23 protein-coding genes and 1 pseudogene are annotated in these 23,915 nt (G+C 58.1%); 7 read left to right on the top strand and 17 right to left on the bottom strand.

The annotated features are described in order from the left end of the window. Nucleotides 1-75 precede the first annotated feature (75 nt). Nucleotides 76-615: a hypothetical protein gene (locus tag M9Q49_RS25905; protein WP_254512193.1), complete on the top strand. Its 540-nt coding sequence runs from the start codon at nt 76-78 to the stop codon at nt 613-615. A gap of 12 nt (nt 616-627) precedes the next feature. Here M9Q49_RS25905 and M9Q49_RS25910 read toward each other — a convergent pair whose 3' ends face one another. The 6 genes from M9Q49_RS25910 to M9Q49_RS25935 form a co-directional block, all read right to left on the bottom strand. After that, nucleotides 628-2,235 (bottom strand): ABC transporter permease, encoded by a 1,608-nt coding sequence (locus tag M9Q49_RS25910; protein WP_254512194.1) that lies wholly within the window; start codon nt 2,233-2,235, stop codon nt 628-630. 79 nt (nt 2,236-2,314) lie between these two features. Beyond that, on the bottom strand, nt 2,315-3,004 hold the full coding sequence (locus M9Q49_RS25915) for an ABC transporter ATP-binding protein (RefSeq protein ID WP_254512195.1): 690 nt from the start codon (nt 3,002-3,004) through the stop codon (nt 2,315-2,317). A 95-nt stretch (nt 3,005-3,099) separates the two neighbouring features. Continuing rightward, a complete protein-coding gene (locus M9Q49_RS25920) occupies nt 3,100-4,155 on the bottom strand; it encodes an ankyrin repeat domain-containing protein (RefSeq protein ID WP_254512196.1) in 1,056 nt (351 codons plus the stop codon). 40 nt (nt 4,156-4,195) lie between these two features. Continuing rightward, nucleotides 4,196-4,645 (bottom strand): acyl-CoA thioesterase, encoded by a 450-nt coding sequence (locus M9Q49_RS25925; RefSeq protein WP_254512197.1) that lies wholly within the window; start codon nt 4,643-4,645, stop codon nt 4,196-4,198. Nucleotides 4,646-4,647: 2 nt separating this feature from the next. Continuing rightward, nucleotides 4,648-5,142 carry a hypothetical protein gene (locus M9Q49_RS25930; RefSeq protein WP_254512198.1) on the bottom strand — a complete coding sequence of 165 codons (495 nt, stop codon included), beginning with the start codon at nt 5,140-5,142 and terminating at the stop codon, nt 4,648-4,650. A 29-nt stretch (nt 5,143-5,171) separates the two neighbouring features. Continuing rightward, entirely contained in the window at nt 5,172-5,612 is a 441-nt protein-coding gene (locus M9Q49_RS25935) for a GNAT family N-acetyltransferase (protein ID WP_254512199.1), read from the bottom strand. Between the two features lie 442 nt (nt 5,613-6,054). Here M9Q49_RS25935 and M9Q49_RS25940 point away from each other — a divergent pair, with 442 nt between their 5' ends. After that, nucleotides 6,055-7,614, top strand: a complete 1,560-nt coding sequence (locus M9Q49_RS25940; RefSeq protein ID WP_254512200.1) for a trypsin-like peptidase domain-containing protein — start codon at nt 6,055-6,057, stop codon at nt 7,612-7,614. Nucleotides 7,615-7,626: 12 nt separating this feature from the next. Here the strand turns inward: M9Q49_RS25940 and M9Q49_RS25945 are convergent, their stop codons facing one another. Then, nucleotides 7,627-8,637 (bottom strand): hypothetical protein, encoded by a 1,011-nt coding sequence (locus tag M9Q49_RS25945; protein WP_254512201.1) that lies wholly within the window; start codon nt 8,635-8,637, stop codon nt 7,627-7,629. Nucleotides 8,638-8,753: 116 nt separating this feature from the next. Here M9Q49_RS25945 and M9Q49_RS25950 point away from each other — a divergent pair, with 116 nt between their 5' ends. Next, the gene (locus M9Q49_RS25950) at nt 8,754-9,194 is read left to right on the top strand and encodes a universal stress protein (protein ID WP_254512202.1); all 441 of its coding nucleotides are present in this window, start codon (nt 8,754-8,756) and stop codon (nt 9,192-9,194) included. Between the two features lie 79 nt (nt 9,195-9,273). Here the strand turns inward: M9Q49_RS25950 and M9Q49_RS25955 are convergent, their stop codons facing one another. Further along, nucleotides 9,274-9,678 (bottom strand): GNAT family N-acetyltransferase, encoded by a 405-nt coding sequence (locus M9Q49_RS25955; protein WP_254512203.1) that lies wholly within the window; start codon nt 9,676-9,678, stop codon nt 9,274-9,276. 134 nt (nt 9,679-9,812) lie between these two features. On the opposite strand from M9Q49_RS25955, the gene M9Q49_RS25960 reads away from it, so the two are divergent. Further along, on the top strand, nt 9,813-10,337 hold the full coding sequence (locus M9Q49_RS25960; protein ID WP_254512204.1) for a hypothetical protein: 525 nt from the start codon (nt 9,813-9,815) through the stop codon (nt 10,335-10,337). A gap of 332 nt (nt 10,338-10,669) precedes the next feature. Next, nucleotides 10,670-11,533 (top strand): annotated as a pseudogene (locus M9Q49_RS25965) (deoxyribonuclease IV). A 23-nt stretch (nt 11,534-11,556) separates the two neighbouring features. Here the strand turns inward: M9Q49_RS25965 and M9Q49_RS25970 are convergent. Next, nucleotides 11,557-14,976: a redoxin domain-containing protein gene (locus M9Q49_RS25970; protein WP_254512205.1), complete on the bottom strand. Its 3,420-nt coding sequence runs from the start codon at nt 14,974-14,976 to the stop codon at nt 11,557-11,559. A 171-nt stretch (nt 14,977-15,147) separates the two neighbouring features. Next, nucleotides 15,148-16,074, bottom strand: coding sequence for a ThuA domain-containing protein (locus M9Q49_RS25975; RefSeq protein ID WP_254512206.1), 927 nt, complete (start codon nt 16,072-16,074; stop codon nt 15,148-15,150). 130 nt (nt 16,075-16,204) lie between these two features. On the opposite strand from M9Q49_RS25975, the gene M9Q49_RS25980 reads away from it, so the two are divergent. Beyond that, nucleotides 16,205-16,444: a ribbon-helix-helix domain-containing protein gene (locus M9Q49_RS25980; RefSeq protein WP_254512207.1), complete on the top strand. Its 240-nt coding sequence runs from the start codon at nt 16,205-16,207 to the stop codon at nt 16,442-16,444. Then, a complete protein-coding gene (locus M9Q49_RS25985) occupies nt 16,437-16,754 on the top strand; it encodes a type II toxin-antitoxin system RelE/ParE family toxin (protein ID WP_315861207.1) in 318 nt (105 codons plus the stop codon). The genes M9Q49_RS25980 and M9Q49_RS25985 overlap by 8 nt, the downstream gene beginning before the upstream one ends. Before the next feature lie 26 nt (nt 16,755-16,780). Here M9Q49_RS25985 and M9Q49_RS25990 read toward each other — a convergent pair whose 3' ends face one another. The 7 genes from M9Q49_RS25990 to M9Q49_RS26015 all read right to left on the bottom strand — a co-directional run bounded on the left by M9Q49_RS25990 (nt 16,781) and on the right by M9Q49_RS26015 (nt 23,895). Further along, a complete protein-coding gene (locus tag M9Q49_RS25990) occupies nt 16,781-19,954 on the bottom strand; it encodes a valine--tRNA ligase (protein ID WP_254512209.1) in 3,174 nt (1,057 codons plus the stop codon). A 178-nt stretch (nt 19,955-20,132) separates the two neighbouring features. Further along, nucleotides 20,133-20,534: a type II toxin-antitoxin system VapC family toxin gene (locus tag M9Q49_RS36200; protein WP_390844992.1), complete on the bottom strand. Its 402-nt coding sequence runs from the start codon at nt 20,532-20,534 to the stop codon at nt 20,133-20,135. Beyond that, nucleotides 20,531-20,812, bottom strand: coding sequence for a hypothetical protein (locus M9Q49_RS25995; protein WP_254512210.1), 282 nt, complete (start codon nt 20,810-20,812; stop codon nt 20,531-20,533). Before M9Q49_RS25995 ends, M9Q49_RS36200 begins: the two co-directional genes overlap by 4 nt. A gap of 71 nt (nt 20,813-20,883) precedes the next feature. Continuing rightward, nucleotides 20,884-21,786 (bottom strand): hypothetical protein, encoded by a 903-nt coding sequence (locus tag M9Q49_RS26000; RefSeq protein WP_254512211.1) that lies wholly within the window; start codon nt 21,784-21,786, stop codon nt 20,884-20,886. A 104-nt stretch (nt 21,787-21,890) separates the two neighbouring features. Continuing rightward, nucleotides 21,891-22,385, bottom strand: a complete 495-nt coding sequence (locus M9Q49_RS26005; protein ID WP_254512212.1) for a hypothetical protein — start codon at nt 22,383-22,385, stop codon at nt 21,891-21,893. Next, entirely contained in the window at nt 22,349-23,560 is a 1,212-nt protein-coding gene (locus M9Q49_RS26010; RefSeq protein WP_254512213.1) for an acyltransferase family protein, read from the bottom strand. The genes M9Q49_RS26005 and M9Q49_RS26010 overlap by 37 nt, the downstream gene beginning before the upstream one ends. Then, on the bottom strand, nt 23,557-23,895 hold the full coding sequence (locus tag M9Q49_RS26015) for a hypothetical protein (RefSeq protein WP_254512214.1): 339 nt from the start codon (nt 23,893-23,895) through the stop codon (nt 23,557-23,559). Before M9Q49_RS26015 ends, M9Q49_RS26010 begins: the two co-directional genes overlap by 4 nt. Nucleotides 23,896-23,915 lie beyond the last annotated feature (20 nt).

Genomic DNA, 23,915 nt, shown 5'->3' on the forward strand with positions numbered 1-23,915 from the left:
GGTTTTCGATGTCCTATTCCATCCGCATTACTCTCTCTCCTCGGTACTCCGGGGAGAGGGAACCGGAATACCCTCATGTGGCTGAACTACTACGAATACTCTCACGAATACGCCAACCGTGATGCCGTGGGAACGATCGAGATCAACGACACCTACGTCACGCGACGGAAGCCGGCATGGCTGGTGCTGCTGAAACTCACCGGCCTGGCCGCGATGATTGCCATGGCCGTGGGCATTGCCTATCCATCGCTGCGACAAGCCTTGCCGGCGGTGCAATCGGCTGCCGTCATCGCGGGTGCGATTCTGATTTACTCCGGCTTGGCGTTTTTCTTTCGCCCCGAGCCGAACACCGACAACCTCGGTTACTGCGGCGGCATGCGCGATAATCCCTGGAAGCTCTCCGACGATTTCAACCGCGGCTTACTCGATCTGCACATGGTTCTCGGGCCAGGCCGTTATGCATCCGAAACGCTGCTCGACCTGTGTGTGCTCGTCGGCATCGCCGGCGGTGAGGAAGTGATCGACGAACAATCCTCGCCGCTCGAATCGAATGAAGCGCGCGAGCCCATGCAGTTGGAGATTGTCACGCTCAAAGCCAATCGCTTTGAGGAATGATCGACAGCGAGGTTACTTGCCTAGTGATTGCGCCACATCAGTGCGATAGGCACTCAGCGCCGGCCAAATGCCGACGATGATCGACAGCACCACCAGCGCCGGCACGATCAGCCATTCGACGGGAAAATAAACCTTCTCGCTCAGCGACGGTAGCACGCGTTCGAACGGATAGAAAAACGGCTCGCCAAAGCCGTGAAAGCCGATCGCAAAGCCGGTTTGGATTTCAATCCACGGGCTCGCAATCAAACACGCCAGGTGGCCAAACAGCCAGCCGATCGCACAGCCGCCGAGTGAGAGCAGCACCGCTTCGTACAAGATCACGCGGCTCACGGTGTAGCGATCGGCGCCGAGCGCCCGCATCACCGCGATCTCATGCCGGCGGTCGTTCATCGAATTGTAGATGCTCACCAGAATACTGATGCCCGAGACGACGCAAATGACCGATGTCAGCGCCAGTAGCGTGAACTGCACGGGCCGCACCAGAAATTCAAACATCCCGACAATCACTGCCACCGGGGCGACGGCTTGAGCGCCGTTCTTCTTGTCTTTGTTAATCGCGCCCTCCAGGTACAAGCCTTGCTTCATTTCGGTCTTGATGAGAAGGGCGGTTACTTCGCGCTGTTCCGTCGGCAGCGGATCTGGATCGGGCTCGCGTTCGAGCATGCCTTTTTTGCGCTGGTTATTGAAGAACTTCTGCCTCTCCTCTTCGTCCGACAGTTGCTCGCGCGGTTCGCCTGGATTCTTGCGAGCTTCACGCGGATCGACCACCGACTTGGCGTGATCCTCCATCAAGTAAAAGCCTTCCATGTTCACATACACGCCCTTGTCGATCGGCGTGCCGCTGCCTTTCAAGATGCCGACGATTGTGAACTTTCGTTCGTGCGAATGGCCATCGACCGCGCCGTGCGCGGGAGAGAACTGATCGCCCACTTTCAGGTCCATCTCGCGGGCTACGTGCGAGCCAACCACGGCTTCGAAGTAACCATGCTCGACACTGCGGTGCTGAAAGTTCCGCCCCTGCGCGAACTCGTATTTGCGGTTGTTTTCCAGGTCCCACACGAGATCGTTGAACATCGCGGGTGTCGTCCCCACCACGCGAAACCGGCCGTAGTAATCGCCGAGGCAAACAGGAATCACCAGATCGCACTGCGAACCATATTCGCCGTTCCGATTCAGGCTGTTCCAGGTCACGTCGATCTGCTTTTCACCGGTCAGCGCACTTTCAATCGCCAACTGCTCGACGCCCGCAGCGATGCCAAAGTTGGCGAGCTCTGCCGTTTGCCACAGCTGTTCGTGACCGCGCAGCTTCAACGAATCCTTGAGCAGCACCGCGCGATCGCCACGTTTGAGAAACTCCATGTAGTAGTCGTATGAAACGTTCTCGACAGGCGCGCTGAGATAAAAAACCGTATTAAGGACGAGTTGCTCTTTGCCACCCTTCGCACCAACGATCAGGTTGTAGCCGAGGCTGGCGTTGCTATAGAACGACTTCGACAGCACGCCGTGAATCGTCAGCACCGCGACCACTAGCATCACGCCCAGCGCCATCGACAGGCAGGTGAGCGCCGATGCCACGCCGCGCTGCAAAATGCTTCGCCAGGCAATGGTGAATAAGCTCATGAGTTTGTTCTCAATTTCGGAATGCAGAATGTAGAACGCAGAATGCAAAATAAAAGGCAAATACAGAGTGCGTTGTTTTTCATTCTGCCTTCTGCATTCTGCCTTCTGCATTCACCCGATTCACATCTTCTAGCTGCACCACGCGGTCAAACTGCTTCGCCACTTCCGGCGAGTGCGTCACCAGCAGCAGCGAAATGTTTTCCTCGCGACAAGTATCGCGAATCAAATCGACAATCATCTGCTGATTGCGCGGATCGATATTCGCCGTCGGCTCATCGGCTAGCAGCAGGCTCGGTTTGTTCGCGAGCGCCCGCGCCACGGCAACGCGTTGTTGCTCACCCACCGACATCGCCCGTGGCTTGTGATGACTCCGATGCTCAAGGCCGACGCGCTTCAGCAGTTGTTTCGCTCGCGCCGGATCCTTGCGGCCGCGGACAAACGTCATCCCCAGCAAAACATTTTCGTAAGCGGTAAAGCCGCCGAGCAGATTGAACGTTTGAAAGACATAGCCGATCTTGTCGGCTCGCACTTTGTCGACTCCCGCTTCTGACAGCGCGGCGAGGTTGATCTTATCGAGCCAAATTTCGCCACTATCGGCCCGGCTGATACCAGCGATGGTATGCAGCAGCGTCGTCTTGCCGCAGCCGCTCCGGCCGACGATGACAATTTGCTCCGCCGTCTCCACGCGAAAATGCGGGATCTCGAGAATCGGCAGCAGGCCGCCTCCCGGTTCAGAAAACGCTTTTTTGACGTTGCGAAGTTCAAGCATGATGCAGACAGCAAAAGAGACCGGCAGGCGGAAACCTAGTCAGTTATTGATATACGATAGCAAAAGCAATCCATTTTCGAAACACCGGCAACGACCTACGTGTTGACCGACGCCACCTTTTTTCCTCGCCGATTCCAGAACTCACTCAGGTGGAAAAAGAACATCTGCACGCCGAATAAGCAGTCATTTGCCAGCGGCAGGCGGTCAAAATCGCCGGCCTCCATCGCTGCCATCAGCGTGGTTCTGAAAAAGCGAAAAAACGGTTCGTCCATCGTTTTGCACATGGCCCGCGTGGTCTGATTCGCCGGCTTCTTGCCGCCGTAGCGAATCGTCACGCGATTGTTCACTGCATAGATTTTCTTCCACTGTGGATAGTCACGACGTGCCAAGCCAGCGAACGAAACATCGGCGCCACAGTCGGGTTTCTGAGGATCGAAGCTTCCCGTCTCGAAGCCGATTTCGACAAAGCCTTGGTAGCCCGAACCAAGCAGCGCCACGGCAGTGACTTGGCCTTCTATCTTACGCGCGAGCAACTCGCGAACTCCTTTTTTCATCAGCGAACGAATGGCTTTCTCTTCTTTGACAAGATCGATTTCAAAGGAGTCCTTTGGCCGCCGGTGATTATGAAAAGGGATTCGGTGTTTCGCAGGATGGCCGAGGAGCAACTCCACGCACTTGGCACGACCACGCTTTTGGGCGGCCTCCAGCGGGATCACCTTGCCGAAGCTTTCGATGCCGGTATCGGCGCCGGCGGCCAGCAGAATGCTGAGCAACTTGTCGTTCCCGGCATCTGCCACGACGTGGAGCGGAGTTTCGTAACGATCGACCTTCTTACCATTGGGATCGCAACCTGCATCGAGCAGCGCCCGCAACGTATCCTCTCTTCCCGCCCGACAAGCCGTCACCACAGGGTCAGCCTCCGCGGCAAATTCGTCCGTCACCAGCGATAGCAAAAACTGCAACAACTCGCCCGTCGGGTTGGCACACGTCGCGAAAAAATCGAGCGGTTGCCTGGCGTCGCCCCGTTCCCAGCGCAGCAGCTTGGGATTGGCTGCGACTAGTTTGCGAACGGTCTTGAGATCTCCTCGCTCGAGCGCTTTCCAGAACGCCTCCATCTCCGGCACGGTCGCCCACAGTGAATTCCAGTGCATCGGGCAACTCGTGAAGGAAGTGGGTGGAATTATCTCGACCTTATTTTACCTCAGTCGATGCTGCGAAGTTCTTCAGTCGCCCGGCAAACTCCTCGGGAATCGCCGCTGCGCGCATCGGCTGCCCCGGTGATGCCGCAATACAAGCCAACCGCAGCGCGCCTCGCGCCACGAGTTGCGATTGGTGAAAAACTTCAAACACGAGGCGCACACTGGTGTGCCTGATGCGTTCGACCTGGACTGCAATCTCGAGCTCTGCCGCCAGCGGAATCGGCGCGAGCAGATCGCACTCAGCCGACACGCGCGGCCAGCCATGCGACAAGCCATCGTCGCTCTGCCACAACATTGGAATCTGCAAGTGGCGAAACAGCGCTTGCTCGGCTTCTTCGAAATAGCGCAGCAGTTGAGCAAAGTGCAAACCGCCGCTCAGATCGGTTTCCGAAAAGGCGACGCGACGGCGGTGATGGAAAACAGAAGCCGATTCGGTATTCAACGTTATTCCATTTCGCTGTTGTCAAAGATGAGCTTGCGGCCGGCTTCGCGCAGTTCGTTGAACTGCGGGCGATCGTTCTCAAACATGTCGGCAATGTGCCCGAGTTCATAGCGACGCAAAATCGTCGTGAAGGCCGTCGCTTTCGCCTTGTCAAACAGTTCACTGTCCTCGCTGCTCGGCTCTCCACTGTGCGATTCCTCTTGTGCGAGCGCCGCCGCTTGTTCGGCGATGTGCTCGGTCGGCATCACCGCATACATGAGCCTGACCTCGACTGGAATTTCGTCACGCAACTGCAGCACCTTCGCCCGCACCATCTGCTTATGAAAACTTTCGGCAATCACCAGCGGATCAATGCTACCTCGCGCGGCCTGATGGGCGGCAAACGCCTCCTCCAACAGTCCCTCGAGATCGCGCTCGCCCGCCACAATCTCTTCGTGAATCCGCGCATGCGAGATCGCGAAGAAAATTCGGAGCATTTCGGAGGAGTCGAGAAACATTAGTGGCCTCGGCGAATTTCGGAGTTGAGCTACGACAAGTCTCGTGCAAACGCTACCAGATCAACGCGCTCTCGCCAGCCGTGGTTCAGCCAGAAGGTCTTCCCCATTTCGTTATCGGCAATGAGAAAGATCGTACAGCGCTGGATGCCTTCCGCCGTGAGCAACTGCAGGCAGTGATCGACGATCGCCCGGGCCAGGCCGCGGCGGCGAAACTGTTCGGCAACGGCCAGATGATAGAGATAGCCGCGCCGGCCGTCGTGGCAGCAGAGAACCGCCCCGGCCAGTTCACTGCCGATCCACGCTGCCGTGCCGAGGCCAGGGTTGCGGCGCAGAATGCGTTCGTACTCTTCTCGAGGTTCATTCGTCCGCACACCCGGCGCGCTGTTCCAAAGCTGCATCACGGCGTCGTAATCGCCCGCCGTAAGCTCGCGCAATTCAAACGGCAAAACATTTTCAGCGGCCTGTGGCATGCGTTTCGCTTTCAGCGGCGAAGTCCCGTAGGCGAGTTACTCCGTAACTCGCAACAGCCTCGGGGCGAGTAATGGCCATATCTCGTTTTCAGCCTGTTTTCAGGCCGAAAACCGATTCGAACGTCGCTCGTCCAACGCCTGTTGCAAGTCACGGAGTGACTCGCCTAAGGTTTCCAACCAAGTTGATCTTGTAACTTTTTCAATTCTGACACACATTGCTTTTATCGCAATTGGCTGAGGAACCTGCGGCCCCGCAAATCCGCTCGTTACTAGTCACTTGCTCAGCGAATCCACGGCAGCGACTGCAAAGGAATTGTGCTCGCCTGTCGAGAGTCGGTTGTACCCAGCAAGGAAGCTTACAGGACAAGCAGCATGCTGCTTGGTTCGCGCTGATTGTTTGTCAGTTGCGCGACCTTGGCTTCCGCTTTCAAGGAGGAAAGCCATGTCCGCGTTTCCCGCGCTCATTCTTCTGGCCCTGTGCTCTGCCGATGCTGACACCGTGCTGGTGCAGTTTCATTCGACCAAGTGCGGTCCCTGCCGCGCCATGCATCCCGTCGTCGAGCAACTCAACGCCGCCGGCTATCCGCTGCAAAAAGTCGACGTCGACGAGCAGCCGCAGTACGCCGAGCAATTCAAGATTCGCAGCCTGCCGACGTTCGCCCTCTTCAGCCGCGGCCGCGAAGTCAATCGCGTCGAAGGCTCGTCGAATTTCAACGAACTGAGCGGCCTGTTCCACTCAGTCGGCTATCGGCCCAGCGGCGCGACGCAACAAGTCGCAGCCCAACCACCAGCCGCGCAACAACCGCTCACTAATTCGGAAGTGCAATACACCAGCGCTCCTGCTGGACCGGTTCAACAGCAACCGTCGCAGATGGCGCAAATGCAACCGGCGCCTGCCAACTACAACGCTCCCGTCGCGCAACCGGCCGCTCGCGGAGCAGCCGGCATTTCGCCGCAACAACGGGCCGGCTGGGCCACGGTGCGATTGAAGGTCGAAGATAGCCGCTACAGCGATTTCGCCACCGGCACGATCATCGATTGCCACGAAGACGAAGCCCTCGTCCTCACCTGCGGCCACGTCTTTCGCGACTCGAAAGGCCAGGCCAAGATCACCGTCGACCTCTTCGCACCCGGCGCGACACGCCCCGTCGAAGGAACGCTGCTGACCTACGAAGCCGAAGACCGCGACATCGCCCTCGTGAGCATTCATCCGGGCGTCGCCATCGAGCCGGCGCCGATCGCCCCAGCCGGTTACGCGGTGCAACCGCGCGATCGGGTCTTCACCATCGGTTGCGATAAAGGCGCTGCCCCCAGCCTTCGCAACAGCTTCATCACGCCCAATCGTTACATGGGTGCACCGCGGTTCACTGCCGATGGTGCTCCCGTCGAAGGTCGCAGCGGCGGCGGGCTCTTCACCGAAAGTGGTCTCTTGATCGGCGTGTGCAACAGCGCCAATGCGAAAGAAAATCACGGCTTGTATGCCGCGCTCGCCACGGTTCACGGTCAGCTCGATCAAATGAATCTCTCGGCGATCTATCAAAAGGATGCCGGAAAAGTTGCTGCCGCGAGCTTCGAACAATCGATTGCTCCACCAGCACCCGCGCCGCTCCCGAACATGCCGGCCACGATGCCGAATAGCTTGTCAGCGACCATGCCGCGCAATAACGTCGCTACCATGCCGCGCAATAACGTCGCTACCATGCCGCGCAATAACGTCGCTACGATGCCGCCAGCCAACTACGCCGCACCGACCGCGCCGCCGTCGCTTGCGGGGCAGGATGACTCGGAAGTGATCGTCATCGTCCGCTCGAAATCGAACCCGGCGAAGCAGAGCGAGATCTTCATGCTCGATCGCCCGCCAGCCGAAGTGATCCGCATTCTGCAAACCGACGCCCGCCTCGCCCCGCGCGGTTCGTCGCAGGATCTGCTCCGCTCGGCTAGTCGCTTGGGTCAACCCGGCGGAATGGAGAACCAACCGGTTGTACGCGGCCAATCGCAGTAGTCGCCTGCGGGACTAATCTTCCAGATAAAATTCGACGCCGCGCTCTTTAAGCACGGCGCAGTCGGCGGCGGTGAAACCGATACCTTTGGCAACAAAGGTCTTCAGGTTTGGCATCTTCTCTGCAGTGGCAATACTTTGCCTAGTAATCTTGGTGTTGGATACTTCGATCCACTGCAGGCAAGGAATCTTGGCCAGCTTGTCGAAGCCGGCGTCATCCAAAGAAGAGTCGCTCGCCACAACAACCTTCAATCTCGGCCAATGGCGCGGTTCAACGAACGATGAACCAGTGACGAAGGTGCCCTTGAATGCGAGCGACTTTAGCCCAGTGCAATGCTGAATAGTTAGAGTCCGCAAATCCTCGTCTGAGATCAGGCACCCCGAGAAATCTATTCTTTCAAGATGCCGTAACGGCCGCATCTGCGCTAACAAGTCCTGCAGGCTGTCGTCCTTGGTAAAATGAGGGTGAACGCTCCTGCAGCCATGCAACATCGATTCCTGATGAGGATTGATTCCACCCTGCAGTCGCGCTAACCAAATAGGACCGATGTACTTAATCTCGACTTGATGACCTTGCTTCCGCAGTTTCGCCATGGCCGACCGCTCATTGCGCGATTGGGCCAAAGAGTAACCGATATTACCTAGCAGCAGGCAGCAAATCGTTACCGCTACAAACAGGCTAAAGAGTGAGAACACCGCGCCGCGATGCTGGGCGCGTGAGCGCCGCCGAAACCAGTACGGAACAATAATCAACACGCCAAGAATCGCCGCAAAGACTGAGGTGTCCAGCAACAGCGTCCACGGACGAAATTCATCAACATCCACCCAAAAGGAATAACGTGCAGACGTGCTGTAGCCGCCCCGAGTGAGAAACACGCCAGGCCAGCCATGCTCCCAAGTCTCGAACCAGCCGAAATAATTGCCGTCGTAGTACACCCGTGTGCCGCCGAAACAGATCACCACCAGCAGCGCGCCGATGCTGATCACGAACAGCGGCCAGGCGATCTTAGGGATGAGTGACGACATCGTGCGGAGTAGAAACATGCGAGGGAATGCCCTTTGCAATCAGTCCGCACTTAACCCGGGCGGCCGCCTATAATTTGAATAGGCCGTTTCATGTCGAGCAACGAGAGGGCGATCTGATGAAGGCGAAAAAAATCCTACTGCCGGTCGATTTTTCAACGGCAGGCGAAGCCGCGTTGCAGATGGCGACGATGTTGGCACGCGATAGCGGCGCGACGCTCATCGTGCTGCACGTCGAAGAGCCGCCGATGGCCTATGGCGGCGGCGAAATGTATTACGGCCTCGTCGAGCCCGATCAGAAAGAGCTGATGCGGATGCTGCACGAGGTGAAGCCCGCCGATCCGGCGATCCCGGTGATCTATCGTCTGGTGACCGGCGATCCGGCCACCTCGGTGGTGCAAGCCGCCGAAGAAGAAAACGCCGACTTCATCGTGGTCGGTTCGCACGGCCGTACGGGCCTCGGTCGCCTACTGATGGGAAGCGTGGCCGAATCGATTGTGCGAAAAGCTCAGTGTCCAGTCGTGACTGTGAAAGCGCCGCACAAAGCACCGGCGAAATAATTTCGCAGTGCAGTTGCCACACTCCGTGTGGCGATTCCCCGCGCGGAGCGTGAGGGCCACACTGATTTTCTGCACTGAGTTACGTTTGCCGCGCAATCAGCCAGCACGAATCATGCGGCTGCATACCGATGTGCGGATAGTAACTGCGAGCCTTCGGCGCTGAGAGCAGGATCAGCGTCGTGTTCAATCCAGCCGCTTCGTGAGTGCGGCGAATCAGCTCTTTGCCGATCCCTCGCTTTTGAAACCGCTCATCCACGGCAAGGTCGGAAAGGTAAGTGCAGTAAGCAAAGTCAGTAATCGCCCGCGAAACGCCGACGAGCAAACTGTTTTCATCACGGGCCGTGAGAATTACTTGCGCGTTCTTCAGCATCGCCTCCATGCACTCTGCGTCATCGACGGGCCGTCGCTCCGCGAGCGTGGAACGCCGGAGTACGTCGATAAACTCGGCGGGCGTGAGTTGGGGTTCGAGTTGGTAGACGATCACTAAGACTTCTCGCAGAATAGCTGGCCGGGCCAATTTGCATTGCGATTATGAACTAGAACAGCGAACTGCCAAAGCATCTGCCGGATATTTTGCGAATTCTGTTTGAGTTGTCTCGTTTAGTTCCAGGAGTAACGATGGACGCGGATGAATTTGTCACACGGCTCCGAGCCGCAATGCCCTCAGGCGAGGAGCTTGAGGAGTATGGGCTTGATGAAGAGGAAATCCGTGATATCCAAGCAACGTTCATCGTTAAGAAAAATGACACCGGCCAAGCCTGGAAAGGTGGTTGCGAAGTCGAGCGATTGATCCGCGAGTATGACTGTTCGCAACTAGAAATTGGCGGATTGCGATTCGCTGGTGTCGCATCTGAGTATCCGACAGGCGGCCAAATACTTGGCGATTTTGACAACAATCCGTTGGTTTTGAATGCAGCCGGAGAAGTCATCGTCTGCGAGCGTGTGGCACCCGCGTCGGTTTTCATGAAATGTGCGGTTGACTGCGATCGGTTTCTAGATGCGCTGGCGAACTTTGTCTGTATCCGGAAGGACAAGTCGAACTGGAAAGGCCGTGCCACGGAGGCCGCAACCCGATGTGCTCAATTGGCTGGTGGAAATGACTGTTTGAAGTTCTACCAAGTGCTATGCGGCTTTATTGACTAACTTGCGGTAATGCACTTGGCGTCGGCAACGGGCCGTCAGTCTGCAAGCGTGGAACGGTGGAGCGCGTCGATCAACTCGGCGGGCGTGAGTTGGGATTCGAGTTGGTAAGTAATCATTCGAGTCTCACGTTCCGGCTTCAGGGCGACCGTGTCCACATTCGAGTTCGACGCCATTCGCAATCACTCGCGGGTGGTCTGGATGGTGAAGCTCAAGTGTTGCGGACGGCGCAATCCGGTAGTCTTCACCCCAAGGCTCAAGCCAAAAGCAAAGCGGTCTATCCGTTAGGTTATCGAAGTTCGTCGATTTCACCAGAACATCAGAAAGCGAATCAAATGCCCTTACTCGGCGCCCACATGTCGATCGCCGGCGGTTACTACAAAGCCCTCGATGCCGCCGGCGCGCTCGGCATGGAGACTTGCCAGGTCTTCACCAAGAATAACAACCAATGGCGAGCCAAGGAAATCACGCCGGCAGAAGTGCAGCAGTTTGTTGCGTCGCGCGAGAAGCATCACATTCAGCACGTGCTCTCGCATGCGTCGTATCTGATCAACCTCGCCGCCGAAGCCGATGAGTTGTGGCAGAAGTCGATCGAGGGAATGGTGGCCGAACTGCAGCGGGCCGCGGCGCTCGGCATTCCGTATGTCGTGGTGCATCCGGGAGCGGGCGTGAATCAAACCGAAGAAGTCGCCGTCGCGCGAGTTTCTGTGGGAATCAACCGCGTGCATGAATTGGCCGGTGAAGTCGGCGCGCAGATCTTGCTTGAAAATACGGCTGGTCAAGGAACGACATTGGGTCGCCGCTTCGAGCAACTCGCGGCGATCATTGCCGGTGTGAAGCACGAGCAGCGGGTCGGCGTGTGCATCGATACGTGTCACGCGCTCGCGGCCGGCTATCCTTTCGGCACGCCCGCCGAGTATGAAGCCATGTGGTAGGAGTTCGACCAGCACCTCGGCTTTCGCCGGCTGCAAGGAATGCATCTGAACGACAGCAAAAAGCCGCTCGGCTCGCGCGTTGATCGCCACGAGCACATCGGCCAAGGCGCTCTCGGCCTGGAACCGTTCCGCATGCTACTGAACGATCCGCGTCTGGCCACGGTTCCCATGTATCTGGAAACCGAGAAAGGCGAAAACGAAGACGGCGAGCCGTACGATGCCGTGAATCTGCGCACGCTGCGGTCGCTGGTGGCGAAGAGCTGAGACGGTTCGCGGCTAAGAGCGAACTACTTCCGCTCGAAGATCTGCACGCGTTTGCCGTTCACTTCGCTGACGTAAAGACGGCCGCGACTATCTTGCGCCATGAGATGGGGCAGCAGCAGTTCCTTGGGATTGCCCCAAGTCGCGACTGTCTTGCCGGTCGTGTCGAGGTGGTAGATCTGATGCTGATCGCCTTCGCTGGCGAGCAACTCCTGGCCGATTACGATCAGGCCGAACGCGTTGCCGCCGAAGGTCCAGCTGTCGACGTACTTGCCCGCCGCATCGAAGATCTGCACCCGCTTGTTGCCGCGATCGGCGACATAGATGCGATCCTTGCTATCGATGGCCAGGCCGTGCGCGGTGGCAAATTCGCCTTCGCCTTTCCCCTTCTTGCCCCACGCCGAGAGGAACTTTCCTTCGGGCGAGAGCTTCACGATTCGCGAGTTGCCGGCATCGGCGACATAAAAGTTGCCAGCCGAATCGAACACGAGATCATCGGGGGCTTTGAAACCAGTTTCGCCACCGACTCCTTTTCCTTCCTGACCAAGTGTACCAACGAGTTTCCCCTCGCGAGTGAACTGCCGCAGCACGTGGTTAGCGTTGTCGGTCGTCCAGATGTTCCCCTCGCGATCGACTCGCAGGCCATGCGGCAACTTGAACAGTCCTTGACCCCAGCCGCGCAGAAATTTTCCCTCTTTGTCGAAAGCCAGCAGCGGCACTTCGCCGCGCTGCAGTACATAGATCTCATCATCCTTGCCGATGGCGACGGCAGAGACGGCGCCGATTTCAATGTCCTTTGGGAATTCAACAAAGCCAACGGATTGATAGGGTTTCGTATCACAGAGGGAGGGCGACGCTCCCGCGGAGCCGTGGTTGAAGGCAACTGCCGCCTGGGCTGGCGATTCCACCATTAGCGGCTCGGCGGGAGCCTCGCCCTCCCGTTGCAAACGTGCCATAGGCGGCGTGACAGGTTTGGCTTCCACGGTCGGAATCGCTTGCTTCAACAACCGCTGACTTTCGCCGAGCAGGAATTTCGCGTCCTTGAACGGTTCGTAGCTGATGTCTTGCCAGCGAACGAGGCCTTGGCCATCGATCAGGAACGCGCCGTGAAGCGGCAGGTTTTCGAAATCGTCGAAGCAACGATACGCATGAAACGCGTCGAACTTGGCATCGGTGAGGAGCTGAAACGGCAGCGGCTCATTGCCGTAGTTGTCGATCGAGGTCTTTAGCCCGGCTTCGTCGTCGCTGCTGATGCCGACAATATTAATGCCCGCCGCCGCGAACTGCGAATTCAGCTTGCCGAACTCCTTGATCTGCTCGGCGCAGTGCAGGCAGCCCGAGCCGAGAAAGAACAGTACGACCACCGGCTTGCCTCGATAATCGGCGAGCGCGTGCTCTTTGCCGTTTGCGTCTTTCAAGTGCCAGTCGAGCGCCGGCGAAGGAGACCAGCGAAATGGGCCGAGCGAATCGAGCGAAGGCCGATTGCCGGTGTCGGCCTTTGGCGCTTTCACGATTCGCCAATCCCCCTCCTGACCGAGGGCCTTAGCCGTCGCAGCAAAACGCTGAAAGACCGGCGCGCTGGCATCGATCTGACCTGAAATTCCGCGCAGCTCGGCGAACGTCTTCTTGGCGTCTTCGATCTTGTCAGCCGCTTGCTGAATTTCGCAAAGCTGCATCAGCGGCAACACTTCATTCTTGTGGCTACTGACGTTGGCCACAGCGGCCTTGATGGCTTCGTCGGCGTTGCCCGCCTTGAGTTGCAGCCAGGCGATGTAAGCAGCGTCTTGATTGCCGGCCTTCTTCAGCAGTTCGAGCCCCGCTTTGAAATCCCCCGCCGCAACCGCTTGATGCCCCTGAAACTCTTCGACCATCTTCTTCAGCGGATTGATCTTGTTGTCGAGGCCTTTCTTGGCACCTTCGACGACCTTCTTGATATCGGCCTCCGACTTCTTCTCGTCCTTCGCCTTCGTTTCGGCATCAGCGGCGGCCTTAGTTTGGTCTTCGAGCAAATCATCGAGCTGCTGCTGAATGGCGACATGCAACGCATCGGCGTGAGCGATCTGGCCGGTTCGATACAGCGCGGTGATGATCATCCGCTGCCGCTTTTGCTGTTCGGCTTCCTTATCGGTCGCGTCGAGGTATGGCGTTTCGGTGAGGGCGAGCAATTCGTCCCACAACTCAAACTTGGTCAGCGCGTCCCACAGTCGAGCGCGCCCGAGGGCCGAGCTTCCCTTGTCGACCGTGTTGTACTTGGGATGCCGCGGTAGCGAGACCATATTTTGCGCGAGGTCGACCGCGTCACGCATGCGGCCGGTGTGAATCAAGTTGCGGATCAGCCATTCGTTGTTATGGGCGAAATTGTGAATCTGATCGGGCAACACGCGGTCGCGCATCATGTGAGCGTGATCGACGCGGGCCGAGGCTTCTTGCTGATAACAAGCATCGTCGTAGCGACGAACCTTGCTGTAGATATGCCCCGGCATGTGCCACATGTGGGCGATGCCCGGCGACGATTGACCGCAGAGGGCCGCCGAGGCGAGAGCGTTTTCCGAGCGTTCGTTGTCCCACAGGTGAATGCGATAGTGGTGCGCGGGATGAAGTGGGTTCTTCAAAAAGACCTGATCGTTGAGCGCGTCGACCGCCAGGAAGCTGCTGATCGGCAGGCCGGAGTCGCGGTTCTTCCAGAGTTGTAGCGCGAGAAAACTGCGGGCCTCGAGATCGTCTGGATACTTGTAGAGGATCTTTTCGAGCGCGCGAGTATACGACTCGTTCCGTTCTTTCTTTTTGTTGTTGTCGGCTTTGAACCAGGCATCGAGAGCATCGATATACATCAGCTCGTGCTCGCTCACGCCCGCTTTGTGCTTGACGCACTCGGCCATGAACTTCTTGGCGCGGGTGGAGTTGTCGATGTTCGCCATGGCCAGGCCCCAGTAGGCGATGGCGCAGTCCTTATCGAGGAACGCCGCCTGGCGGAAAGAACGCTCGGCTTCGTAGTACCAAAAGCCGTGTACCTGTCCGATGCCCTGCAGCACGAAGGCCGCGGCTTCGGGATTTTTGGTCGTCACCGGAAAGACGATCTTCGGCATGCCCGGCATCAAATAGGCTTTTTGCCGCGGCCCTTCGTTGAAGACTTCGCCATGGTGTGATTGCCCCGGCAGCGGACCATTCGGCGCGGGCTTTTCCTCGGCCTTCTTTTCGTCCGACTTTTCTTCCGGTTTGGAATCGTCTTTTTTCTCTTCAGGTTTCTTTTCGTCCGACTTTTTCTCGTCGTCCTTCTTCTCCTCTGGCTTCTTTTCTTCGGCCTTGGCTTCTTCCGGTTTCTTTTCTTCCGCCTTCACTCCAGCGGGCTTGTCGGTTGGTTCTTGCGCGCGGAGCGAACCATCAAGGGCCAGCGCCAGGGAACAAGTCGTCAGCAGCGACCAACGCAGAAATAGAGCGCGGTTCATGCACGCATCCAGAAGCAAAAGTTTGAGGAGCGACCGATGCGCGAAAACGCCGCGCAGCCGCCAGCAGGAGGGAACTTCGATTTTAGGCTGAAAGAGCGATCCCTCGCAAATAGATAGCCCGCCGCCGTGGCGATTTTGCGGGCTGTGCGGAAGTTGCTGCCGTTATTTCGGCTACTTCTTTTCTGCGATCGCCTTTTGAGCTTCGTCGATCAGCTTTTCGAGCGCGTCTTTATCGAGCGGCTGCGACGGCACGCCGTCCTTGGGGATCTCGAGTTTCGTAACCCAAGCGCAGCCGTTGAGCAGCAACGTGCGGAAGTTGTTATCGCCGAGATTCGAGTGGTTGTGCATGCCGGTGAAGCCGAAGCCGCGGCCGCCGTCCTCGCGCTCATACGCCCAGGCCATAACCTGCGGTTTGCCGGCCGAAACTTCTTCGAACACGGCCGCGTTGCCGCCGCGATCGCTCGGTTCCTTGCGCACGGTGCTGAGCGGAGCCACGGCCGAGAGAATCGGCGTAACGCCGGCCATGCCGTCTTTGTAACGCATGTGGTAGTACCATTCGTCCTTCACGCTGAAGGGCTTCACGCCGCGCGTTAGTGCGTGCTCGGGGATCTCCTTGAACTCTGGCGTCCACCACGGATTCACCGACCAGAACGTTTCGAAGTAACCACCCATCCAGCGCGTGTAGTTATCGCCGGCGTCTCCCTTGTTCACCTCGACGCCGAAGTGAATCGCCATGAAGCCAGCGCCCTTGCGCACCGCCGCGGCAATGTTCGGATCGGTCGCGGCCTTTTGACCATGGTTGAGCGAAACCACAAATGCATCGGCATGCGCGACATCGGTCGGCCAGTTGCGCGTCGAATGCACAACCGCATGCACGTCGGGATAAACCTCGTTGAGCGTACGGGCAAACAAAATCGACGCGGCCATGAACTCATGATTGCCGCGCGGCCCATGCGTGCCGGCGTCGGCGATGAAGATGATTTTCTTCACCTTCTCGCCAGCGGCTTTTTGGCCTTCGTAATCGAAGATCCCTTTTTCGGCGGCGAACGCTGTTGTGGCGAAGAGGCAAAGAGCCAGGAAGGAAAGTAGCGATCTCATGGAGAGCCTTCGGGTAGAAGTGCAGCAGGGAAGGAGGCGAAATGCCGGCGCGACGTAACAGGAGGCACGACGGCAACAAGCAGTTTATAATTCAAGCCGACTCACTTCGCCAAAGTCTGGAACGATTTGTATGACGAATGTCACTTTGCAGCTCTCCGATGACTTGCAGCAGTTCGTAGCGAGCGAAACTCAAGCAGGACAGTTCGCTGGTCCGGCTGCTTACATTCAGGCGCTGATCGAGCGCGCTAAGCTCGGCAAGGCGAAGTTGGCAGACTTGCTGATCGAAGGCCTGGACAGCGGCGAGCCAATTCCCCTCAACACGGCTGAATGGCAACGGATCCGCGCTGAAGTCGAGCAGCGACGTGGCTAAATCTGTTTCGATTCGACCCGGTGCACGAATCGACATCGTGGACCAAGCCCTTTACCTTGACCAGCGAAGCGCAGCCGCAGCTCTGCGATTTTTGGACGAGTGCGACGCAACCATTCAAATGTTGCAAAATTCGCCCGGCATCGGTGGTCTATATCTCACGAGCGTACAGCGACTGGCTGGCATTCGCGTCTTTCCGATACGCGGGTTTCCCAATCATTTGATTTTCTATTTCGATCATTCCACCAACATCGAAATCGTGCGCGTGTTGCACGGCGCCCGAGACTTGGACGCAGCGCTAGTTGACTTTTAGGCCCAACCGGCAGTTCCGGGTAGTGACTACTTCGACTTCTCCAATTGCGCCAAAGTCTGCTTCAGCGCCTCAAGCTGTTCCTTCGCTGCGTTCAGCGCGTCGCGTTCGGTTTGCACGACGTTGGCTGGCGCTTTGTCGACGAAGGCGGCGTTGCTGAGCTTGCCTTCTTTGCCTTTGATCAAGGCTTCGAGCTTGGGAATCTGCTGCTTCGCTTTCGCGATTTCGGCGTCCTTGTCGATGAAGTCCTTGAGGTCGACGTAAATCTCCATGCCGCTCAGCGCGTTCTTGGCGTGCGTTGCCGGCGGAGTGGCCGAAGGGCCGAGCACGACCGATTGCGCATTGGCCATGGCTTGGAAGTAAGGCGTCATCGGCTTGAGCAGAGCCGCTGTTTCGTCGCTGCACTTCACGCTGAACTCGATCGGGCTCTTCATCGCGATGTTCTGCCGACTGCGGATTTCGCGAATGGCGCCGAGCGCCGCTTGGAACGTGGCGAAGCGAGCTTCGGTCGCGGCATCTTGATGTGCCTTCGTCGCCGTCGGCCAAGGCGCGGTAATGCACAGCGGCGCAGCTTGTTCCGGCTTGGCCAGGCCGCGCACGGGCGCGATCTTGCCGAGCAGCTGCCAGATCTCTTCGGTGACAAACGGCATGAGGGGATGCAGCAACCGCAGGAGCACGTCGAGCGTGTGCGCAAGGACTCGCTGCGCGACGGGCCGTTCGGCCGGATCGCTCATGCGGGCCTTCGTGATTTCGACGTAGAAGCTGCAGAAGTCATCCCAGGCAAAGTCGTACAGCGCCTTCGTCGCGTCGGCGTAGTGATACGTCTTGAACGCAGTTGTGACTTGCTCGGTGACCGTGGCGAGGCGCGAAATCAGCCAGCGATCTTCGGTGGCGAGTTTGCTCACGTCGACCGGGGCTGCAGAGTACTCGCTGAGATTGATCAGCGAGAAGCGGGCCGCGTTCCACAGCTTGTTCATGAAGTTGCGGGCCACTTCAAACCGCTCGCTCACGACCGGAGCGCGCGGCACGGCCTTGTCCTCATCCTTGTTCGCCCATTGCGTCGAGAATTCCTTCCCACACTTGGTGCAAGCCACGCGCGGCAGGATGCGGTTCTTCGTCGTTTGATCGACCAAGGCTTGGCAGTGCGGGCATTCGAACTGCACCGGCATGCGGACGTCTTGCGTTTCGGTCGTGAGCGCCGCGAGACCGAAGCGGAGCGAATCGGCGCCGAACTTTTCGATGACGTCGAGCGGGTCGACGCCGTTGCCTTTGCTCTTGCTCATCGTCTCGCCGTAGCCATCGAGAATCTTCGGATGGATGAAGACCTCATGGAACGGGATCTCGCCGAGATTCGACAAGCCAGTGAGCACCATCCGCGCGACCCACAGCGTGATGATGTCGCGACTGGTGATCAGCGTGCTGGTGGGATAGTAATACTCGAGCTCGCGCGTTTGCTGCGGCCAACCGAGCGTGCTGTGCGGCCAAAGGGCGGAGGAGAACCAAGTGTCGAGCACGTCGGGATCTTCGACGTAACCCATCTTCGTGATGGTCTCGCGAATCTTTTCGACGAGCGCGGCATCGGCCAGGCAGATGTGCAATTGCTCGCCAGAGTAGCTGCAGGCGAAACCTTGCATCGCGGCTTTGGTCTTTTCCGCATCGTCACCGCAGGCGGGGCCGATGACGAACTTCTGAAAGTAAGCCCGAACGGCAGCTTCCGAATAGTCTTCGCCGTCCCATTTCGCACGGCTCCAAATCGGAATGCGATGTCCCCACCACAATTGTCGGCTGACGGGCCAATCGCGCTTTTCGCCCAGCCAATCGAGATAGCTCTTGGCGTAACGCTCGGGATAGATCTTCACCTTGCTCGAGGTGACGGCATCCATGGCCATTTGCGCGAGACCGGCCTTGCCGCCGTCGTCGTCGCTCATTTTCACGAACCATTGATCGGCGAGATACGGCTCGATCGGCGTCTTGCTGCGGTCGCTATGCGGCAGTTCGATCTCGCGATCTTCCACATCACCGAGCAGGCCGAGCGTTTCCAGATCGGCAACAACCTTCGTGCGCGCCTTCTGGATCGTGAGGCCTTGATAAGGCCCGGCTTCGGCGTTCAGCGTGCCATCGGGATTAAGAATGTTGATCAGCGGCAGCTTTTGACGCTGACCGACCATATAGTCGTTCGGGTCATGCGCGGGCGTAATCTTCACGCAGCCGGTGCCGAGCTCGGGCTTGGCCCAGTCGTCGGCCACGAGTGGGATTTCGCGATTCAGCAGCGGCAACATCAACTTGCGACCGGCCTTGGCCATATCGCGCAAGATGATCAACTGCGGCAACAACTCCGTCCGTCGCGCGGCGATGTTATCGAGCTGCGCTTGAATCGGCTCTTGGTCTTTGCCGCTGGCTTTGGCCAGACGTTCGCGCAATTCGGCTTCTGCTTTGTCGAGCGCGCGGGCCGGGTTGGGATGAACGGCGACCGCGGTGTCGCCCAGCATAGTCTCGGGCCGCGTGGTCGCAATCGTGACGAACTCAGGCTCGCCTTTTTGCGGCGCGATGACGGCATAGCGGAAGTGCCAGAACTTGCCTTTGACGGTCACTTGTTCGACTTCGTCGTCGCTGACCGCCGTTTGCAGGAAGGTGTCCCAATTGACGAGCTTCTTGCCGCGATAGACTTTGCCCTGGCTGAAGAGATTGAAGAACGTCTGGCGAACTGCCGTGGCACACTGCTCGTCGAGCGTGAAACGCAGCCGCTCCCAATCGCAGCTGCAGCCCATCCCTTTTAATTGGCTGATGATTCGCTGCTCCGACTTGTCTTTCCATTCCCAAATGCGCCGCACCAGTTCTTCGCGGCCCAGATCGTGGCGGCTCTTTCCTTCCTCCTCGCGAATGCGGCGCTCGACCACGGCCTGCGTGGCGATGCCCGCGTGATCGGTGCCGGGCATCCAGAGGGTGTTGTAACCCTGCATCCGATGCATGCGGATCTGCGAATCTTGCAACGTGTTGTTCAGCGCATGCCCCAGGTGCAGCGCGCCGGTGACGTTCGGCGGCGGAATGACAATGCAAAACGGCCCTTTCGAAGGATCGGCCTCGCCCGACTTCGGCGGCTCGGCATGAAAGGCACCGCTGGCCTCCCACTGGGCAAAGAGACGGCTTTGCGTTTCGGCGAAATCAAAGCGGCTGGAGATCGATTCAGGGGAAAAAGTGGACATGCGAGCCAGCGGGCTGGGAGGAGCGTTAGGAACGAATTGACGCGACGTAAGCAGACTATCTTAGCGAATTTACGCCAGTCCGCGCGAGGGCAGTTAGCGTCGGGATTTACTCGCCGGGTGTGCCAATAAAGAGGCGGGTTGACGCGACAGGTTCGGGATCGCGGATCTGAGAGTTGGCTTAGGGTTCCCAATCTTCACAAGTGAGACCAGGAACGCGGCGAAATTCTTGACCATTGTGAGTGACAAGAATTAGTTGATGCTGCAAGGCAGTTGCGGCGATTTGCAGGTCATGTGGCCCAATTACTTGGCCAGACCTTTCGAGCTGACACCGAATCGTTGCGCAGTGCTGTCCCGTCAAATCATCAAAGGGAAGTGAGGCGTAGGGCGCAAGGAACTTGTCAAGTTTTGCATGTTCGCGCGCAGGATCAGCGCTTCGTTCCGCCCCATAGCGAAGCTCGTAGACGATCACAGAACTCAACACAATGTTCTGCGCGGGCGTGGCTTGCCAGCGACCGATGAGTTTCAGACTGCGTCGACGTAGAAAGGCAACGCAAACATTTGTATCTGGAAGGTAGATCATTCGAACGGCAACCGGCGTTCAAATTCGCCCTGCGGCGGTCGCTGCAAATCCGGCATCGACCCCGGAACTTGTTCAAAGTAGCCTCGCGGCCAGCCATTCTCATCGAGATCGGTTGATACCCGGAGAGCTTTCACTTGCAGCACTACGGCCACATCCACATCGGCGAGTCCCACAGGAACGCTGAGATTCAACACACCATCTGGCGTGGTATGGGCCTGTGCCTGAATGATCGTCGGGGGTGATCCCAGCGAATCGGTATTAGAGTCGTTTGCTGCCATGATTGTATGTTATCCCGGCGGAATGCTAATTCCAAGTTTAGCTTGCCAGCAAACGCATACTCTGATCAAGTTCAAAACCACAACCGCACGCCGGCGATCAGCGAGTTGCTTTGGAACTTGCCGACGTCGATCAGGTCGTAGCCGACGTAGGCTTCGAGCCCTTTCACTTGCACGCCGGTGGTGATTCGGGCGTGCAGCAGCGTTTCGTCGCCGAGCCGGCCCCAGTCGAACTCGCCGGAGATGACCCAGGGCTTGGTCGAATAGAAATCGGCAGCGTAGGTGAAGTTGAAACCGACGTCGGTATGCAGCCGATCGCTGAGCCAGTTCACGCCCAGGCCAGTGCGAAACTGCATGAATTCGTTCTGGGCAAAGCGATAAAAAACATTGGCGTCGCCCAGCCAAGCCGTGTCGTGCGCGGCATTTTGCGGCGGGTTGAAAAAATCCTGCTGATAAAAGCGGAAATCGCTCTCCAGACCAAACCGCGTCGAGAACTCGGCCAGCACCTGCCCGCCGACCCAGTTCAGGCCCGTGAAATTCGTGCCGTAATCGCTGCGGGCCCGCACGGCATAGGTGAATGGATCGCGCGTGCCAGTGTTTCCCTCGTACACATTCGGCGGAATCAGCATGTAGCCGACGTCGTACTGATACGGAAACGCTGGAAAGTATCCCGGCCGGCTCAGCTCATCGTCGGCAAATTTCATTGGCACCCAAACGGGCGCCGTGATGGCAACAGCGCTCAGCAGCCCAATGAACTTGATGGTGTCGGATTCATACGAATCACTGTCGTCGCAGTCATCATCATCGTCATGCTGATTATCTTGACTGCGATCGGGCTCGCGAGGCGGCGCAGGATCCTTCACGCGCACTTCGCTGCGCAGTTGCCCCAGCGACTGAGCCTGAGCTGTGGATGCCAGCATGGCAAACAGGCACAGGAAAACGCAGAGCCGCCAGCCAAAATTGCGAGCAGGCAGCATGAGAGGAGCTCCTGCCATGGCGGAAGACACGAAAGCGCTAGCGGGTTGCCAAAATACGGAAGTTTGGGGGTAATCGCAAAATGACTAACTGCCGTCAAGATCGATCACGGCGAGCCCGGCTCCTCGTCGCCAGCGTCGCTCAACACCGGCTCACCCATTCGCAGCGAACGCAAGAACGCCAACAATTGCTCGCGATTCTCGGCCGGCAGATCGACGGGAACGCGAAAGCCGACTGTCAGCCTTCGCGACCAGCCCGAAACTCGCCTGCCAGCCGCGAACAGGATCACAAAGCGATAAGTCGGGCCGTTGGTTTGGTAATTTCCCCACGACTGCCGAACCAACGATTCGCGTTGCTCGGTGGGCATCTCGGTTTGCGACCAGTGTTCAATTTCACGTAACAGCTGAACACGCTGATGGTCAGTGGAGTCGATCTCCGCATCCGTAAAAAACTGCTGCAGTAGACGAAGCACCTTCGACGGTTCAAACGCGCCGACGAAGTCATCCCAATAGTCGAACCGGATTTGCAGATACTCATCTTCCATCTGCGGTTGCTCCAGTATCGTCAGATCTTCAAATAAATCCGCCGCCGATCCATCCACAGCAGAATCAGCCAGAGGATGAACAGCACCAGGCCGCCGCTGACGAGTGGTTCGTAAGCCGGGCCGAAGACTAGAAATACGTCTGGCCCGATATGGATTTGCAGCGACTTGCGAAAGAATTGGTCAGGGCCGTGCGCGAGAACGTACGCGGCGATGCTGTTCACGCCGATGACGCGTAGTGGATAGGACCACGATTTGAAATTTGCGACGTCGATGATCGTGTAGAAACCAGCGAGCAGAACGAAACACCAGCCGCCGCTGTAGAGAGTCCACGAGGGAGTCCAGATTCGTTTAACGGCCGGGCAAATGCCGGTTTCGTGAGCAATCAAACCGAGGGCGAGCAGCACGCCGCCGGCGATCAACATCGCGCCGATCTTGCGCGAGGTGGGCCAATCGCGTCGCAGCCAGTTGCCGGCGAGGAGCCCAAGAATCATCGTGCCGAGCGTCGGAATGAAGCTGAGCGTGGCATAACCGCCGGGATGAAACGCGAACGGCTTTTCGCGCGGGAACAAGTTCAGCCACCACCGCTCGAAACCCATCGCGAGGTTCGTGTTCTTATTCCAATGCGCCGCGAGTCCGTCGTAGTGAAAACGCCAATCCGGATTGACGCCGACCGTCGTGTAATCGAAATCCGCCGGCGGCAGCGGATACAAAACAAACGCCAGCCAATAGCCCACAACGATGACGACGAGTGCAACCCACTGCCAACGCTCGCGCGCAAAGGCCAGCAGGAACAGCGGCACGTAACCGAGCCCGATCTGCGAGAGCGTGTCCTCGAAGGTCCAGTAGGTCTGCGATTTGTTCATCGAGCGGAGAAACACGCCGAGCAAAATGAGCAGCAGCGCTCGCCACACGGCGTGGCCAAACATTCGACCGGTCGTATCGCCCTTCAGTTGTCGGGCTGCGATGGAAAAGGGCATCGCCACGCCGACGAGGAATGAGAATGACGGCTGAATCAAATCGTGCAGCGTGCAACCAGCCCACGGCACGTGCGTTTGATGCCAGGCGAGAAACTTCCAGAACTGGCTGTCCGGCAAAGCCGCGGCAATTTTGGAAAGGTGAAGAACCTCGGCCATCATTAGCAGCATGACGAAGCCGCGATACGCATCGATCGACGCCAGCCGCGGGCTTGTGGGTAGTGAGCTCGCCGGCAGTGGTTCAGCGATGGTCTTCATAGGGAATTTGCCACGCGGTGGTAACTCCACAGCATTACCTGCCAGGTGATCCAGAACAGCAAGGAAGTGTAAGCCAACACCACCACGGTCAGCAGCACTTTTGCCAGCGGCGAAAACGCTCGACTTCGCCACAGCAGCGGCAGGCCGAGCGCTGCCGTCACGAAGAACAGCGTGCTGAGGAGCAAGCCGCGATTCTCTTGGATCTCCTGCCACGATGCTCCGCGACGCTGATCGTCGAGGCGCGACTCGAGCGGCAGTGGATCAACGGCTGGCTCGGCGCCAGGTTCTTCCACGGCAGCGTCGAGCACTTTGTCGAGTTGGGCGGAGGCAGTCATGGTTGGCCGCGGAATGAAAG

Origin of the sequence: Anatilimnocola floriformis, from assembly GCF_024256385.1 — a bacterium.
GTDB lineage: Bacteria > Planctomycetota > Planctomycetia > Pirellulales > Pirellulaceae > Anatilimnocola > Anatilimnocola floriformis.